General features: G+C 64.9%; 15 protein-coding genes and 1 pseudogene. 4 read left to right on the forward strand and 12 right to left on the reverse strand.

Annotated features, from left to right (window positions below):
- Nucleotides 1–4: 4 nt before the first annotated feature.
- From RAH32_RS19165 to RAH32_RS19220, 12 genes are all read right to left on the reverse strand, one after another.
- Nucleotides 5–1,660 (reverse strand): electron transfer flavoprotein-ubiquinone oxidoreductase, encoded by a 1,656-nt coding sequence (locus tag RAH32_RS19165; RefSeq protein WP_306610026.1) that lies wholly within the window; start codon nt 1,658–1,660, stop codon nt 5–7.
- Nucleotides 1,657–3,180: a class I adenylate-forming enzyme family protein gene (locus RAH32_RS19170; protein ID WP_306610027.1), complete on the reverse strand. Its 1,524-nt coding sequence runs from the start codon at nt 3,178–3,180 to the stop codon at nt 1,657–1,659. The genes RAH32_RS19165 and RAH32_RS19170 overlap by 4 nt, the downstream gene beginning before the upstream one ends.
- The gene (locus RAH32_RS19175; RefSeq protein ID WP_306610028.1) at nt 3,177–4,016 is read right to left on the reverse strand and encodes an oxepin-CoA hydrolase, alternative type; all 840 of its coding nucleotides are present in this window, start codon (nt 4,014–4,016) and stop codon (nt 3,177–3,179) included. Before RAH32_RS19175 ends, RAH32_RS19170 begins: the two co-directional genes overlap by 4 nt.
- The gene (locus tag RAH32_RS19180; protein ID WP_306610029.1) at nt 4,013–4,435 is read right to left on the reverse strand and encodes a PaaI family thioesterase; all 423 of its coding nucleotides are present in this window, start codon (nt 4,433–4,435) and stop codon (nt 4,013–4,015) included. Before RAH32_RS19180 ends, RAH32_RS19175 begins: the two co-directional genes overlap by 4 nt.
- Nucleotides 4,432–5,430 carry an acyl-CoA dehydrogenase family protein gene (locus RAH32_RS19185; RefSeq protein ID WP_306610030.1) on the reverse strand — a complete coding sequence of 333 codons (999 nt, stop codon included), beginning with the start codon at nt 5,428–5,430 and terminating at the stop codon, nt 4,432–4,434. Before RAH32_RS19185 ends, RAH32_RS19180 begins: the two co-directional genes overlap by 4 nt.
- Nucleotides 5,431–5,444: 14 nt before the next feature.
- Nucleotides 5,445–6,641: an acyl-CoA dehydrogenase family protein gene (locus RAH32_RS19190; RefSeq protein WP_167623851.1), complete on the reverse strand. Its 1,197-nt coding sequence runs from the start codon at nt 6,639–6,641 to the stop codon at nt 5,445–5,447.
- Between the two features lie 11 nt (nt 6,642–6,652).
- Nucleotides 6,653–7,828, reverse strand: coding sequence for an acetyl-CoA C-acyltransferase (locus tag RAH32_RS19195; protein ID WP_306610031.1), 1,176 nt, complete (start codon nt 7,826–7,828; stop codon nt 6,653–6,655).
- Entirely contained in the window at nt 7,825–9,939 is a 2,115-nt protein-coding gene (locus tag RAH32_RS19200) for a 3-hydroxyacyl-CoA dehydrogenase NAD-binding domain-containing protein (protein WP_306610032.1), read from the reverse strand. Before RAH32_RS19200 ends, RAH32_RS19195 begins: the two co-directional genes overlap by 4 nt.
- A 2-nt stretch (nt 9,940–9,941) precedes the next feature.
- Nucleotides 9,942–10,742: an IclR family transcriptional regulator gene (locus RAH32_RS19205; protein WP_306610033.1), complete on the reverse strand. Its 801-nt coding sequence runs from the start codon at nt 10,740–10,742 to the stop codon at nt 9,942–9,944.
- A 6-nt stretch (nt 10,743–10,748) separates the two neighbouring features.
- On the reverse strand, nt 10,749–12,086 hold the full coding sequence (locus tag RAH32_RS19210; RefSeq protein WP_306610034.1) for a TRAP transporter large permease: 1,338 nt from the start codon (nt 12,084–12,086) through the stop codon (nt 10,749–10,751).
- 1 nt (nt 12,087) lies between these two features.
- Nucleotides 12,088–12,600, reverse strand: a complete 513-nt coding sequence (locus tag RAH32_RS19215; protein ID WP_306610035.1) for a TRAP transporter small permease — start codon at nt 12,598–12,600, stop codon at nt 12,088–12,090.
- A 129-nt stretch (nt 12,601–12,729) separates the two neighbouring features.
- Nucleotides 12,730–13,782, reverse strand: coding sequence for a C4-dicarboxylate TRAP transporter substrate-binding protein (locus RAH32_RS19220; RefSeq protein ID WP_306610036.1), 1,053 nt, complete (start codon nt 13,780–13,782; stop codon nt 12,730–12,732).
- A gap of 238 nt (nt 13,783–14,020) precedes the next feature.
- Here RAH32_RS19220 and RAH32_RS19225 point away from each other — a divergent pair, with 238 nt between their 5' ends.
- The 4 genes and pseudogenes from RAH32_RS19225 to RAH32_RS19240 form a co-directional block, all read left to right on the forward strand.
- Nucleotides 14,021–15,412 carry a hypothetical protein gene (locus RAH32_RS19225; RefSeq protein ID WP_306610037.1) on the forward strand — a complete coding sequence of 464 codons (1,392 nt, stop codon included), beginning with the start codon at nt 14,021–14,023 and terminating at the stop codon, nt 15,410–15,412.
- 117 nt (nt 15,413–15,529) lie between these two features.
- Nucleotides 15,530–15,748, forward strand: a complete 219-nt coding sequence (locus tag RAH32_RS19230; protein WP_306610038.1) for an antitoxin MazE family protein — start codon at nt 15,530–15,532, stop codon at nt 15,746–15,748.
- Nucleotides 15,749–15,810: 62 nt separating this feature from the next.
- Nucleotides 15,811–16,071: a type II toxin-antitoxin system PemK/MazF family toxin gene (locus tag RAH32_RS19235; protein ID WP_306610039.1), complete on the forward strand. Its 261-nt coding sequence runs from the start codon at nt 15,811–15,813 to the stop codon at nt 16,069–16,071.
- Nucleotides 16,072–16,333: 262 nt separating this feature from the next.
- A pseudogene (locus tag RAH32_RS19240) lies at nt 16,334–16,438 on the forward strand (IS110 family transposase); the annotation flags it as partial.
- Nucleotides 16,439–16,537 lie beyond the last annotated feature (99 nt).

Below are 16,537 nucleotides of genomic sequence, written 5' to 3' on the forward strand. Positions count from 1 at the left end.
CTTATCACATATTCGGGTAGTTCGGCCCGTCTCCGCCCTGCGGGGTGGTCCAGTTGATGTTCTGCGACGGGTCCTTGATGTCGCAGGTCTTGCAATGGACGCAGTTCTGGAAGTTGATCACGAAGCGCGGGCCGTTGGCGTCTTCCACGACCTCATAGACGCCGGCCGGGCAGTATCGCTGCGCGGGTTCGGCATATTCGGGCAGGTTCACCCGGATCGGGATCGTGGGATCCTTCAGCTTCAGGTGGCAGGGCTGGCTTTCCTCGTGGTTGGTGAAGGAGAAGGCCACGTTGGTCAGCCGGTCGAAGGACAGCTTGCCGTCGGGTTTCGGATAGTCGATGGGCTTGAAGTCGGCGGCCTTGCCGGTGGCCTCGGCATCCGTCTTGCCGTGCTTCCACCCGCCCAGGATGTTGCGGCCCGTCAGGCCCGCCCCCCACATGTCCATGCCCCCCAGGATCAGCGAGGGCCAGAGGCCGTAGCGCGACCAGGCGGGCTTGACGTTGCGCACCTTGCGCAGGTCCTGGCCGATGGCGCCGGTGCGCACGGCGGTGTCGTAATCGCTCAGCCGGTCGCCCTCGCGCCCTGCGGCGATGGCCGCCGCCGCCGCCTCGGCCGCCTCGATGCCCGAGATCATCGCGTTGTGGTTGCCCTTGATGCGCGGCACGTTGACCATGCCCGCCGAGCAGCCCAGCAGCACGCCGCCGTTGAAGCTCAGTTCCGGCAGCGACTGATAGCCCCCTTCGGAGATCGCGCGGGCGCCATAGGAGATGCGCTTGCCGCCTTCCAGCAGCTCGGCCACCATCGGGTGGTGCTTGAAGCGCTGGAACTCCATGTAGGGGTAGAGATACGGGTTCTCGTAGTTCAGATGGACCACGAAGCCCAGCATCACCAGGTTGTCCTCGTAGTGATAGATGAAGGAGCCGCCGCCGGCGTTCCTGCCCAGCGGCCAGCCCATGGTGTGGACCACCCGGCCTTGGCTGAACTTCGAAGGATCGACCTCCCAGATCTCCTTCATGCCGAGGCCGTATTTCTGCGGCTCGTGGCCCTCGGAAAGGTTCAGGCGGTTGATGATCTCCTTGGCCAGGGACCCGCGCACGCCCTCGCCGATGAAGACATATTTGCCGTGCAGCTCCATGCCGGGCTCGTAGTTGGGGCCGGGCGTGCCGTCCGACTGCAGCCCCATCTCGCCCGCGACGACACCCTTCACGCGCTCGCCGTCCCAGACCACCTGGCTGGCCGCCATGCCCGGAAAGATCTCCACGCCCAGTTCCTCGGCCTGCTGGGCCAGCCAGCGGCAGACGCTGCCCATCGAGACGATGTAGTTGCCGTGGTTGTTCATCAGCCGCGGCATCGGCCAGTTGGGCACCCGCACCTGACCCGCCTCGCCCAGGACATAGAAGTTGTCGTCGGTGACGGCGGTCCTGACGGGGGCGCCGCGCTCCTTCCAGTCGGGGATCAGCCGGTTCAGCCCGATCGGGTCCAGCACCGCCCCCGACAGGATATGCGCGCCGACCTCGGACCCCTTCTCCAGGACCACCACCGACAGGTCGGGGTCGATCTGCTTCAGCCGGATCGCCGCGGACAGACCCGACGGCCCCGCCCCCACGATCACGACGTCATATTCCATCGACTCGCGGGCAGGATGATTGGTGTCGGTCATGGCTGCTCTTCTTTCCCGTTCAGAACGTCCTGAAATGCCTCAATTAGCTTCTGCTTGAGAATTTTCCCGTTGGGCGACATCGGTAGCGCGGTCGCAACGATGATGCGCGACGGGCGCTTGTAGGCTGACAGCCGTTCGGCGGCATGTGCCCGCAGTTCCGCTTCGCACAGGCGGGCGGGGTCTTCGGTCTGGCAAAAGGCCAGTACCTCTTCGTTGCCACCTTCGATCCGGCGGCCGATTACTGCAGTCTGGATGACGCGGGGGTGATCGTTCAAGGCCGCCTCGACCTCGGGCGGGTAGACGTTGAAGCCGCCTCGGATGATCAGTTCGCGCGCCCGTCCAGCAACATGTAGGTTGCCCGCCGCATCGAACCGGCCTAGATCGCCGGTGCAAAGGAATCCTTCATCGTCGAAGGAGGCGGCGGTAGCTTTCGGATTGCGGAAGTAGCCTGGCATGACATGCGGGCCGCGGGTCTGGATCTCGCCCACGCCGTCGGCTCCAACGTCGCGCAGGCGCAGATCCACCCCCGGCAGCGCCGGACCCACGCTGACATCAGGCACTCCAATGGGGTTGTTGGTCAGCGTCACGCCCGCTGTCGTTTCGGTCATGCCATAGCCGTTCTGCAGCGGCACACCATAGAAATCTTCCGCACGCCGTTTCCAATCGGGATCCAGCGGGGCGGCCCCCGATGACACATAGCGCAGCCGGCTTGGCGGCAATCGGTCGATGCCGCGCGCCGCGGCCTCCTCCATGATCAGCGCATGCATCTGCGGAACCGCCGGCAGGACGCTGACACCCGCCTGAAGCGCGTCCACCACTGCCCCGGCCGAAAAGCGCGGGAACAGCCACAGCTGCGCGCCCGCAGCTATCGACGCGATCATCATCGAGGTCAGGCCGAAGACATGCGTGATCGGCAGCGCGCCCAGGATCAGATCCTGCGGCGCCATCTCCCGCATGCGGGCCGAAGTCTGACCGCCGAACAGCAGATTTCCGTGGGACAGCATTACCCCTTTGGGCATTCCGGTCGAGCCGGTCGTGTACAGAATTACCGCCACCTGCGCCGCATCCGGCAACACGGGTTCCGGCACGGCCTCGAGCCGGGTCGCGCTGATCGCGACTGTGCCCAGCGGGGTATCCCACGTGGTGGCTGCCGCCGCGTCGCCATGTGCCTGCGCCTGGGGCGAGACATTCGACAGATACACGGTCAGCCGTGGATCCGTGTGCTGTGCGATGCGCAGCAGTTCCAGGCCTGTCATTCGCGCGTTCACCGGGACCGCAACCGCATCCAGGTGCGAGGCTGCCTGGATCATGCCGATCAGCGCGGCGCAGTTCTCGGCCACGATAAGCAGCCGGTCGCCCGCCCCCAGGCCACAGGCCGCCAGGTCGGCGGCCAGCTGCCGGGCGATCGCGGCCAGTTCGGAATAGGTGAAGCGGCGGCCGTCATGGTCGCACAGCGCCGGCGCATTTGGGCGGGCATCGGCCTGCGTCGTAAGCAGATGATGGATGCGCATTGTGGTCATTGGTTGGTCTCCTCCTCCTGGTCCTCGACCAGCCGCGGGGGCGTGCCGCGTCCGAAGTCGGGCACGGTACGGTCAAGCCGGGCCCGGATCCCGGCAGCGGCCTCGGGCAATGCCAAGGCATCAGCCATAGCGTCCCGCTCGCACTGCATCTGCGCGTCAAATTCGCCCGCGTAGGCGTTGGCCAGAAGGCGCTTGATGGCGGCCTGCGCCTCGGCAGGACCCTGTGCAAGGCGCGCGGCCAGCTGGGCGGCGTTGGCATTTGCCTGGCCTGACGCACACAGATCGGTCACCACCCCCATCCCCGCCAGTACCGGCGCAGCAATCGGATCGCCAGTCAGGCACAGGCGCGCGGCCAGCGACGCGGGCACCCGCCGTGCCAGAGACGCGGTCAGCCCCCCGTCCGGCACCAGTCCGACCCGGACATAGGCGGCGGCAAAGCTTGCGTCGTCGGAGGCCACCAGCAGATCGCAGGCCAGTGCGATGGAGAAGCCTGCGCCTGCGGCCCCGCCCTCGACTGCGGCGATCACCGGGCGGGGACAGGCGCGGATGGCGCGGATGGTGGCGTGCAAATCCTCGATCCGCGTGCGGCGCTCCTCCTGACTCAGAGCGGCGCGTTCGGCCAGGGCGTTGAGATCGCCTCCGGCGCAGAAATAGCCGTTCGCGCCGGTCAGCACGACCGCGCCAAAACGGTCGTCCGCCGCCGCCCGATCCAGCGCCGCACGCAGATCCGCATACATGGCGGGTGACAGGGCATTGCGGCGCTGCGGGTTGGAGAGGGTGACCAGCAGGTGATCGCTGTGGTCCTGGACCACGGCCCGGGCTTCGGCGGTTATCACGCGTCACCTGCCGGGGCAGTGACCCGCTTGAAGACGCCGCTGGCCGTCGCGATCAGCGTGCCGTCTTCGTGAACCAGTTCGCCTGCCAAGAACAGCAGGCTGCGCCCACCGCCGACGATGCGGCCAGTCGCCGTGACCTCACCCTGCCGGCCCGCGCCCACGAAATCGATGTTGAGCGAGATCGTGAGGAACGGGCGTCGACCGCTGTCGTCCAGCGTCAGGCTGGCAGTAGCGCCGCAGGCGTTGTCAAGCAGCATCGCTGCGATGCCGCCGTGCAGCACGCCGTGGCGGTTGGTGTGCCGGTCGTCCACCACCAATCGGCATCGCGCGCGGCGGTCAGATTGGCCGACGTCCAGCACATAGCCGACCAGACGCTGCGCGCCGGTTTCGGCCATGATGATGCCGGGCGCCTCGCTCATGCCGCACAAACCGCGATGAAGCGTTCCAAGTGATGGTCGCTATCGCCAAAGCGGGCGTCGGCAGCCAGCAGGCGGCGGGCCATTGGGGCCAGTTCGTATTCTTCGGTCATGCCGATGCCGCCATGCAGCTGGATCGTTTCCTCGGCGACAAGGCGGGCGGTGAGGCCCACCAGTGACTTCGTTGCGGCGACATGGCGGTCCCGATCGGGGCCGTCCAGGTTTCCGGCCAGGTTCCAGACAGCGGACCGCGCCTGCTCGACCTCGGTCAGCAGATCGGCCATGCGGTGCTGGATCGCCTGAAAAGATCCGATGGGGCGTCCGAACTGCTTGCGGGTCTTGAGGTAGTCGGTCGTCAGATCGACCGCCTTTTCCATCACCCCGAGGGCATCGGCGCACAGCGCAAGAATCGCCGCCGCCAGCGGGCGGTCCAGCAAGTCCGCATCGCCGATGCGGCGGGCGGAAACGTCCTTCAGCGACACCTCGGCCGCACGGCCACCGTCCATCAAGGCATAGCTGCGCAGGCTCAGACCCTCGGCCCCCGCTTTCACCAGGTAAAGGCCGTCGGTCGCGCGCACGATCAGATGCGTCGCGTCCTCAGCACCCTGGACCATCGACTTCTCGCCAGTCAGCCGGCCATCGGTGGCGGTCGTGGCAATCGTGCCCTCGTATCTCTGACCAGGTTCGTCAAGTGCGACGGCAATGCGGGCCTCGCCCCCAGCGGCTGCTTCGGCCAGATCTCGCTCTCCGGCGGCGGACAGAATGCCCGCGCCCAGGACGACGCTGTTCAGTAGCGGCGTTACGGTGCCGGCGCGACCCAGGGTGCGGAACACCATCAGGATGTCCGGCCCGGTGCCGCCGAAGCCGCCGGCATCTTCCGTCATCAGCGCGGCACCTGCGCCCAGTTCGAACAGGGCGGCGGCGTCAGTGCTGCGTTCCAGCGTCCGGGCCAGGCTGTCGCCCAGCATGGTCTGTTCCTCGGTAAAGCCAAAGTCCATCAGCCGATCCCCCCTTAGAGGCCCAGGAGGGATTTCGCGATGATCCCCCGTTGGATTTCGTTCGAGCCGCCATAGATCGACAGCTTGCGGTTGTTCAGATAGGCGCGCGTGGCGCCTGCGGCCTCGGGCGGGCCGGGCGGCAGGTCGTCGTTCGCGCCCTCCAGCCCCTCGGACGGGAAGGCAAGCGCCCAGGGGCCGACCGCGCGGCGGGTCAGGTCGTTGATGGCCTGCCGGATCTGCGTACCCTTCAGCTTCAGCATCGAGCTTTCGGCCCCGGGCACCTGTCCCGCCGCCGCTTGGGCCAGCAGACGCAGGTTGGTCGTGGCCATCGCCATCAGGTCGATCTCGACCCGTGCGACCTGCGCGGCGAACAGGGGGTTCTGCGAAAGCGGCTTGCCACCCGACATCTGGCCGCGCGCGATGCGCTTCAGCGCCGCAAGTCCGGCCGTCGCAAAGCCCACGCCCGCAATGTTGGTGCGTTCATGCGTCAGTAGATACTTGGCGTAGGTCCAGCCCTTGTTTTCCTCGCCCACCAGGTTCTCGGCAGGGACGCGGACGTCGTCGAAGAAGACTTCGTTCACCTCTGGGTTGCCGTCCAGAAGCACGATGGGCCGCACGGTGATGCCCGGCGACGTCAGGTCCACCAGCAGGAAGCTGATCCCTTCCTGCGCCTTGGCCGTGGGATCGGTCCTGACCAGGCAGAAAATCCAGTTGGCGTGCTGGCCCAGGGTGGTCCAGGTCTTCTGGCCATTGACGACGTAATGATCGCCGTCACGCACCGCCGTGGTCTTGACCGAGGCCAGATCCGACCCCGCGCCGGGTTCCGAATAGCCTTGGCACCACCAGTCCTGGCCGTTCAGGATGCGCGGCAGGAAGCGGTCCTGCTGTTCCTTGCTGCCGAACTTCTGCAACACGGGCCCCAGCATCGCGATCCCGAAGGGCAGGATGCGCGGTGCGTGGGCAAGTGCGCTTTCCTCCTCGAAGATGTGGCGCTGGATCGCGGTCCAGCCCGCCCCGCCGAAGTCGCGCGGCCAGTTGCCGGCCAGCCAGCCCTTCTCGTTCAGGATGGCATGCCATTCCTCGATTTCGGCCTTGGTCAGTTCCTGAAACAGGCGGACCTTTTCGGACAGCCGCTGCGGTAGCCGGTCTTGCAGGAACTGGCGGACCTCGGCGCGGAAGGCCTGGTCCTGGGGGGAAAAGCTCATGTCCATGTCGCGTATCCTTAGAAAATTTCAATCAGGCCGGCGGCACCCTGGCCACCGCCGATACACATGGTGACGACGCCCCACTTGGCGCCCCGCCGACGACCTTCCAGCAGGAGATGGCCCGCCGTTCGCGCGCCCGTCATTCCGAAGGGGTGGCCGATCGCAATGGAGCCGCCATTGACGTTATATTGTTCGGGGTTGATGCCCAGCCGGTCGCGGCAATACAGCGCCTGGCTGGCAAAGGCCTCGTTCAGCTCCCACAGGTCGATGTCCCCAACTGTCAGGCCCGCGCGTTCCAGAAGGCGCGGCACGGCAAAGACCGGGCCGATGCCCATTTCATCCGGTTCGCACCCAGCGATAGCAAAGCCGCGGAAGGCGCCCAGGGGAGTCAGACCCTCGCGCGCGGCCAGACCGCCGTCCATGACAATCAATGCCGCCGCCCCGTCCGACAGTTGCGAGGCATTGCCCGCGGTGACGAACTTGTCCTCTCCCTTGACCGGCTTCAGCGCCGACAGCCCTTCCAGCGTAGTCGAAGGGCGGTTGCATTCGTCCGCATCCAGCGTGAACTCCTCGTGCCGCGTCTCTCCGCTGGCCTTGTCGGTCACGGCGCGGGTTACCTGCATCGGCACGATCTCGTCCGCGAACAGCCCGGCAGCTTGTGCGGCCGCGATGCGCTGCTGGGACCGCAGCGCATATTCGTCCTGCGCAGCGCGGCTGACGCCATAGCGGGCGGCGACGTTGTCGGCCGTGTCGATCATCGGCAGATAGAGGTCGGGTTTGTGCGCCTCGATCCAGGCTTCGCGTGCGTGACGAGGGGGCGGCTGGACCAGGCTGATCGATTCAAGACCACCCGCCAGCACGGCCCGCGCGCCTTCCTGCCGGACCATATGCGCGGCCATGGCAAGCGCCTGCAGGCCGGACGCGCAGAAGCGGTTCACCGTGGTACCCGCCACGCTGACCGGCAGGCCGGCGCGGATCACGATCTGGCGGGCGATGTTGCCGCCGGTGACGTATTCGGGATAGCCGCAACCCCAGATGCTGTCCTCGATCAGCGCGGGGTCGATGCCCACGCGTTCGATCGCGGCGGCGGCCACATGGCTCCCCATCGTGGCGCCATGCGTCAGGTTGAGGCTGCCGCGCGCGGCCTTGCCAATGCCTGTGCGGGCGGTGGAGACGATGACCGCGTCTGTCATGCTGCGTCCTTTCCAATCTTGGTTTCGGCCAGCATCCCGCCCTCGGCGGAAAGCCGCGCCAACAAGGGTGATAGTTGCCAGAAATAGGGGTCTTCTGCGGCGAACCGTGTGATATCGGCGGCGATCCGGTCCAGCCCGGTCGCGTCGGCCCAATGCATCGGCCCACCCTTCCACCGCGGGAAGCCATAGCCGTGCAGCAACACAACATCGATGTCGGACGCCCGCGCAGCGATGCCTTCCTCCAGGATCTTCGCGCCCTCGTTCACCATGGCCGCCATGTAGCGGGCCTGGATCTCCTCGGTCGAAAAGTCGCGTGGGGTGATACCCAGGTCGGTGCGGATGCCGGCCAGCATGGCGTCCAGGTCCGGGTCGGGGCGCCCCTGCGGGCTGGCGTCGTCATAGATATAATAGCCTCGTCCGGTCTTGCGCCCCAGACGGCCCGATTCGACCAACCGATCCGCAAAGACCGGCACGCGTTCGCGCGGATCGCGCGTCGGCGCCTTGCGCTGTCGGGTGGCATAACCGATGTCCAGCCCGGCAAGATCGCCCACCTGATAGGGACCCATCGGAAAGCCTAGGGCCACCACCGCCTGATCGACCTGATAGGGCGAGGCACCATCTAGCACCAGATGGTCGGCGGCAGTGCGATAGGCCAGCATCATCCGGTTGCCGATAAAGCCGTCGCAAACCCCCGACCGCACGCCGATCTTGCCCATCTTCTTGGCCAGGGCGAAGGCCGTCGCCGTTACATCTGGGGCGGTCCTGTCGGCCACCACGATTTCCAGCAGACGCATAACATTGGCCGGAGAAAAGAAGTGCAGGCCGACCACGTCCTGCGGCCGGGTCGTAGCGCCCGCGATCAGATCGACGTCCAAGTACGATGTATTGGTGGCCAGCACCGCACCGGGCCGGCAGATGCGATCCAGCGTGCGGAACACCTCCTGCTTGACCTCGAGGCTTTCGAAGACCGCCTCGATGACCAAATCGACCTCGGACAAGGGCTCATAGGAGGATACAGCGCGGAACGCCCGCGACTGCATCCGGCTGGCGGCGTCTGCATCCAGCTTGCCGCGCTTGACCGCGCCGTCCAGCATCTTGCCGATGCCGGCGGCGGCCTTGACGGCGGAATCCTCGTCGCGTTCCACCAGCGTCACATCCAGCCCTGCCGTCAGCGCCGACGCGGCAATCCCCTGCCCCATCGTGCCGCCGCCGACGATGCCGACGCGCTGAACCGGACGGGAGGACGCGCCCGTCAGATCGTCCTGCTGCGCCGCGCGGCGTTCCGCGAAGAAGGCATGGATCAGCGCGGCCCGCTCGGGGGTCTGCATCAACTCCAGAAAGGCCTCGCGTTCCATCGCCATGCCCTTTTCAAAGGGCAGGGCGAGGCCATTCACGATTGTCTCCAAGGTACGCAGCGGTGCGACTTGACCGTGCGCAGACCGCGCGACCTTCACACGCCACGCATCCACCATGTCGGCATCGATATCCGGTGCAGGCATCTGGGACAGGCGACGATGGCCCACGCCTTCGCTCAGCAGGCGGCGCGCGGCTGCCTCTCCGGCCGCGCGGGCGTCAGCCCCTTCACACAAGGCGTCGATCAGGCCCAGTTCAAGGGCCCTGCGGGCCTCGACCTGACGACCGGAGGTGATGAGGTCGATGGCCGCATTCGCCCCCACCAGGCGCGGCAGACGTTGCGTACCGCCAGCGCCAGGCAGAAGGCCCAGCGTGACCTCGGGCAGGCCCATCCGCGTGCCGGGAAGCGCGACGCGGTAATGGGCGCCCAGGGCGACCTCCAACCCGCCGCCCAGTACGGAACCGTGCAAAGCCGCGACGATGGGCTTTTCTGAAGCCTCGATCAGGGCGACGACATCCGGCAGGACAGGCGCCACCGAAGGCTTGCCGAATTCGGAAATGTCGGCTCCTGCAATGAAGGTCCGTCCCGCGCAGGACAGTACGGCGATCCGCACATCCTCATCCTGGCCAAGCTGCGCCAAGGCCGCGGCCAGCCCCTGCCGCACCGCCGCCGACAGGGCGTTGACGGGCGGATTGTCGATGTCGATGAAGGCAATCTGGCCTTCCCGGCAATAGCGGACGGGGGATTGGTCGGTCATGATCATGTCTCGGTTCGGGTAAGGTGGGGAGCCTGACCGGTCATCCGCTCGAGGCTGCGCACGGCGTCGGCCAGCTTGGGGCCGATCTCGGACTGCATGCGTTCGGCCGTGGCATCGGGCGGCAGGGCGCCGCAGGTGAAGACCACCGGCTCGGTCAGGTTGCTGGTGCGGAAGGGCACCGACACGGCATTGTAGGCGGCCGGGGTGCCGCTGCCCGCCGGGGTGAAGACGAAGCCGTTCCGGGCCATTTCGGCGCAAGACTGGGACCGCGTGGCCAGCAGGTCGTCCAGCACCTGCCGATCGGCCATCTGCTCGACAGCGATGCGGTCGATTTCCTCGGTTGTCGCGGCAGAGATGAAGGCCCGCGCCGATGAGAAAGGCTGCAGCGAAATCCGCTGCCCCACCTCGAGCCAGATCGACGCGATATAACGCGGTCGCCAAGTGCGGATCAGGACCAACTTGTCACCGTCACGCACCGCCAGCACCACCAAGGTCCCGGTTTCCTCGGCCAGCCGCTGCATCAGGTCATGCGCCGGGATCAGGAAGGACAGCGACGTCGCGGCCACATGACCGACCGCCACCAGCGTCGGGCCCGGGCGGAACCTGTCGTCGCGGGGCGACTGGACCAGATAGCCCAGATGCCCGAGAGTGAAGGTCAGCCGCGAGACGGTGGATTTGGGTAGGCCGGTCCGCTGCGCAATCTCGGCATTGCTCAGGCCGTCGTCGCCAACGCGGAAGGCGCGCAGCACCGACAGCCCCCTGGCCAGGGTCGTCGCGAAGCGGGGATCATGCAGGTCGGTCATCGGGCCTCACAAGCCGTTGGGGATCATCGTCGATATTGCCGGGACTAGGACCAGGATGGCCAGCACGACGATGTCCATCGCCAGGAACCGCGACACGCCCGCGAAGATCGTGTCCACCTTGATGCTGCGGTCGGTCACGTTGCCGATGACGAAGACGTTCAGTCCCACGGGCGGGGTGATCAGCCCGATCTCCAGTAGCTTGACCACAATGACGCCGAACCAGATCAGGTCCATGCCCAGGTTGTCCACCATCGGGATCACGAAGGGCAGCGTCAGGACGATGATGCCGACTGGATCCAGGAACATGCCCAGGAACAGATAAAGCACGCAGATTGCCGCCATCAGCATCAGCGGCGACAGCCCGGCATCGGCCACCCATTGCGACACCAACCCGGCAGCCCCGGTCAGCGCGACGAAGGACACGAAGATCTTGGCGCAGGCCGCGATCAGGAAGATGGCCGAGGTTTGCACCAGGCTTTCGCGGATCGCGGTCCACATCGACCGCAGCGTCAGGGTGCGCTCGAAAAAGCCGATCAGGATGGTCAGGACGACGCTGATCGCCGCAGCCTCCGTCGCCGTGAACAGGCCGCCATAAATGCCGCCGATAATCACGGCGAACAGCATCACGGCAGGCCACGCCGAAATTGCGGCCTTCAAGCGCGCGCCCCTGGGCAGCGGCGTCGGATCGACGGGTGCCGCGCTTGGGTCGCGCGATGTCCACCAGATCACCACCAGGATATAACCTGCTAGGGTCAGCAGTCCCGGCAGGATACCCGCAAGAAACAGCTTGCTGATCGAGGTTTCGGTAAAGATGCCGTACAGGATGAACAGAACCGATGGCGGGATCAGCGATCCAAGCGTGCCGCCCGCAGCGACCGATGCGGTGGCAAGCTTGGGGTTATAGCCCAGGCGCAGCATTTCCGGCACACAGATGCGGCCCATCGTCGAGGCGCAGGCGATCGATGACCCCGAGATGGCCGAGAAGCCCGCGCAGCCCATCAGCGATGCGACGCTGACGCCGCCCGGCACGCTGCGCAGCCAGACATTGGCGGCGTCATAGATGCGCGTCGTGATGCCGGTGTAATACGCGATGTTGCCCAGGGCTACGAACAGCGGGATCATCGACAAATCGTAGGAATGGATCAGCTCGAAGAAGCTGTTCACGACCATTGACGAGGTCGGGTTGATCGCGCGTTCCGGCATGAAGGTTCCGCTGCGGAAGGCATAGATCATGAAGGTGCCGACGGTGGCGACGCCCGCCAGCACGAAGGCGATCGGCACACGCAGGGCCAGCAGGACAATGACCAGGCCGAAGGCTACAAGTCCGATGGTGGAAGCGTCCATCTCAGACAGACTCCTCTGTGGTGTGGCTGCCTTCGGCGACGGTGCCGGTCCGGCGTAGTTCCGCGATGTCGCTCAGCGCGACCAGGACAAGGCGGATGACCATCACCACCAGGCCCAGCAAGAAGGCCAGCTTCATCGGCCAGCGGGGAATTCCTAGCAGCCCGTCGTAGAATTCGCCCGAGATCCAGGATCCTGAGAAATTGCGCCAGCTGGCATAGATCAGCGGCAGCATGGCAAGAAGCGCCACGCACCAGCCCAGGATGATCAGGCGGCCGCGCGCGCGGGGGGACATGCGGTCGGTCAGGAAGGTGACGGCGATATGGGCGCGGTTGGCCGTGGCGACACCCAGCGGAAAGATGATGGTCGGCACCATCAGTTCGCGTACGATAATGACGATGTCGGGCACGCTCCAGCTAAAGAGCTGGCGGCCGACCACGTTGGCAGTGATCGCTAGGGCCAGGGCCAGCGCCGAGACGACGGCGAATTCAAGCATGATGCGTTCTATGGCCTTCATGGCCGCACCTCCTGGGTTGGGGCACGTGACAAGGCGGTCACAACTTTGGTGAAGTTCGGACCATACGGGGTTGGCGGGGACGCGGGCACGGATCGGTGCGGCATCCCCGGAACGGCCGGAACCGGCCGGTCAGTTGGCCTTTGCGGCCCAGGGATAGCCCTGATCGCTGCGCAGTTGAGTGTATTCGGCAATGAGGGCGGTATATTCGTCCACTAGGCTGCGGCCATCCAGCCCGGCTGCATCCGCCCGCCCGATCCATTCCTCGACATACTTGTTGCCCATCTCGGCCAGGCGGGCGCGATCGTCATCAGATATCTTGAGGATTGGAACATCCTTGTCCGCGAGGATCTGGACGGACCGCTGATTGGCATCGGTCAGGATCCGTCCGAATTCGTCCGCCAGGCCCTCGCCAGCCGATAGCAGGGCTTGCTGCTGTTCGGGCGGCAGCATGTCGAAGCTGTCCTTGTTCATCATGATGCCTAGGGCGCCGATCTGACCAAAGTCGATCTCTGTATAGCTGGTGAAGACCTCGTCAAACTTCAGCGCCTCGACCAAATAGGGATAGGTCTGGGTGCAGTCGATCAGCCCGGTGTCCAGACCCTGGTAGGCCTCATAAACAGACATGTCGACCGGCGTCGCGCCCAAGTCGTGGAAGACCTTGCCATAGGCGCCGACACCGCGGATCTTGACGCCCTTGACGTCATCCAGGGATTCGATGGTCTTGCCCTTGCACCCGACCTGCACGGCCGAGGTAGTATAGGTGCCGATATAGACCAGATTCTGCTGCGCGAGGTTTTCGCGGATCTGCTCATTTTCGCGCATCAGCTTGTCGGTGGCCTTCATCCCCACCCACGGATCGGGGTTCGGGATCGGAAGATCGGCCAAGCCATAGGCAATCATATCCTGCGGGAAATAGACGCCAATGACCGAGCCCATGTCGGCCACGCCGTCGCGCAGGGACTGGACCGCAGCCTTCTCCGAAAACAGCGCTCCGCCCCAATTCACGTCGATGGTCAGTTCGCCGTTGGTCTGCTCGGCGACCTGATCCACGAACCACTGGGTCGCTTCGGCACGGACGCCGCGGTTGGGTCCGGCCTCGCCATAGATCAGGGTCATCGCCCCAGCGGGCATGGCGGCTGCCCAAGCAAATCCGATCGTCAAACCGGCTGTCAAAAAACGCATGTTGATTCTCCTCTCCTGTCCCATCTGTTGACACACTGTTCCGAGTAATGGAACACCATTGTGCCGGATACGGGATTTCTCCACCATGCAGGCGCTTGTGAAACAGGAAGAACGCCATGATGTCCTGTCTGCCTTTTATGAACTTGCGGCGTGCTGATCCCCGCGCAAGGACCGCGGGTACGGCGGCGCTGCCTCACGGGTGGGGGTGCATCGCTTGACCCGCGGCCGACTGAGAACCATGATCTCGCAAACCTGCATCGTCATCGTAATCGCGGCGTCACTGGCGGGCATTTTTGTCAGCTCCCACATCATCGGGATTGCGGCCGGCATTGCCCTGGCGGTCTTTCTGGCCTTGTCATGGCGGCAGTTCACTGTTGCCACCTGGATCACGGTCAGCCTTTGCGCCGTGCTTCTTGCCTTAGCGCTGCTGCGCGGGATCGACCTGCACACGCTGTCACGGGGCTTGGAACGTATGGCGTTCCTGGCGACGCTGCTGGCCCTGTTGGGGGCGTTGCGCGTGGTTGCCAGCGATGCGCCCGAGGTTCTTCGCGCCGGTCGTTATCTGACTACGTGTCCGCCGGGGCGGCGCTATCTGGCAATGAACTTCGGCGGCCATGTCTTTGGGGTCCTGATCAACCTGGGCGGCATCGCCATCCTGCTGGAGATGACGCGCCGGTCGCTGGAGGAAACAAGTGGCCACCTGCCCGCCCACCTGCGCGAATGGCGTCTGCGCCGCATGACAACGGCGGTGCTGCGCGGGTTTTCTCTAGCCCCTTTGTGGTCGCCCATCGGATTGGGTCTGAATGCGCTGCTTCTGGCAATGCCCGACCTGCGATACGGCGACGTGGCACCGGCGGGACTAGCCGCGGCCGTACTGTTCCTGGGCTGGGGCTGGTTTCTGGACTGGATAGGCGCGCCTCGCATTCCAGCCGGTCTGAAACCGGGTCCGAGCCCGCGAACTGCCGACTGGAGCGGCGTGGCGATCCTGGTCACCCATGTAGGATTGTTGGCAGGTCTTGTTTTCGTGATGCACGCCGCTACCGGATTGCAGTTCCAGCAGGCACTTCTAATCGCAGTGCCGGCCTATAGCCTGGCTTGGGCGGCATGGCTGGGCCACCGTGGCGGAACCGGGGCAATGACTCAGGCGCGACACGCCGCCACCGGGACGATCCGCCGCTTTCCACTGGCTGCGCCCGAGATCGGCGTCTTCGCCTCGGCCGGCCTGCTGTCCGTCCTAGTGCTGGAACTACTGCCGATTGACCAGGTCCAGGCTGCAGTCGCCTCGATGATCGGAGCGCCCTGGCAGATGATCGCCCTGCTGAACCTGTCCATGTTCGGGCTGGCGGCAGTGGGGATCAACCCGATCATTACGGCATCGGTGATGGGCAGCCTGGTGACACAGCTTGACATCCTCGGCCTTAGCGATGCCGCCGCCGCGCTAAGCTTGGCTGGCACCTGGGGCTGCGTCATGGGCTTTACCCCGCTGATTACCACGGTCGTTTATGCCGGAGCCCTAATTGGACGCACGCCCTCTGTCGTCGGGCTCCGTTGGAATGGGTTATACTGCCTGTCCTCGCTGGCTCTTTGGACCATCGGGGTGGGGATCGTGGTGGAACTAGCGGTGCTATAGGGTTTCGTGCGATAAGGGCATCCGGATGATCAATGGGATAGACCCAAGCTGTTCCCGCTTAAACCACCTTGATAAGCACGTAGGGACTTGTTACATGTAACACGATCGGAGGCCGCCATGCCAGCATCCATTTCACAGCGTGTTCAGAAACGCCGAGACGCCCTGCGGGCTGCCGGTTTGCGCCCCGTTCAGATCTGGGTGCCGGATACGCGCCGCCCGGGCTTTGAAGCCGAGTGCCGACGCCAGGCAGCCCTTGTCGCTCAGTCGGACTGCTCTGATGCTGCCTTGAATGACTTCATGGATGCCGCCCTTGATGACGTGGAAGGCTGGGAGTGACGCGGGGAGACTTGGTGACGGTTGCTCTTCAAGGTGATCATGGCAAACCCCGTCCAGCTCTTGTGATCCAATCCGATCGGTTTCCAGATACCGCCACCACAACGGTTCTCCTGGTTACCTCTAGCCTAGTCGAAGCGCCCTTGATCAGGCTGACAGTCGAGCCAGCAGCAGAGAATGGGTTGCGAGCAACATCTCAGATCATGATCGACAAGGCCATGACAGTTCGGACAGACAAGCTGGGGAAGACCTTCGGTCGGCTTGATGACACTGCCATGCTTGAGGTCAACAGAGCGCTTGCCTTGTTTTTGGGTGTGGCCGGATAAGTGATCGGGAAAGCGGCTGTTATTGTGGTGGCACCGAATAATCCAGTTATCTGAGCTTGCTGTCTCCCGTCTCACCAAGACGCGAAGCTTATTCTCGCATGCAAGCATAGATTGACGTGGCTATGCTGCTAAATGGCCGAAGAAATTCTGCAGGTTCCAAATCGCCTGCCTTTCTGAGGCACATGGCATTGATGATGTGACCGCCCCCGACGGCATCTGATGTGCCAAGGTGGGTCTGCAACGATCCACAAGGGGAGCGGTCATGTCGGAGATTATCACGGTCGGGCTCGATCTGGCGAAGAATGTGTTCCAGGTGCATGGAGCCGACGGCACAGGACGGACGGTTCTGCGCAAAAAGATACGGCGAGCGCTGAGAACGGCAGTGAGAAATTAGGCCACGGAAGCGGCGGCATGGAGCTGCTGCGGGCGGCGTAAAAGTCGTCCACCCTTTCCCTTTCTGCGACAG

The sequence above is a fragment of the Paracoccus yibinensis genome, from assembly GCF_030846195.1.
In the GTDB taxonomy this organism is placed as follows: Bacteria; Pseudomonadota; Alphaproteobacteria; order Rhodobacterales; family Rhodobacteraceae; genus Paracoccus; species Paracoccus yibinensis.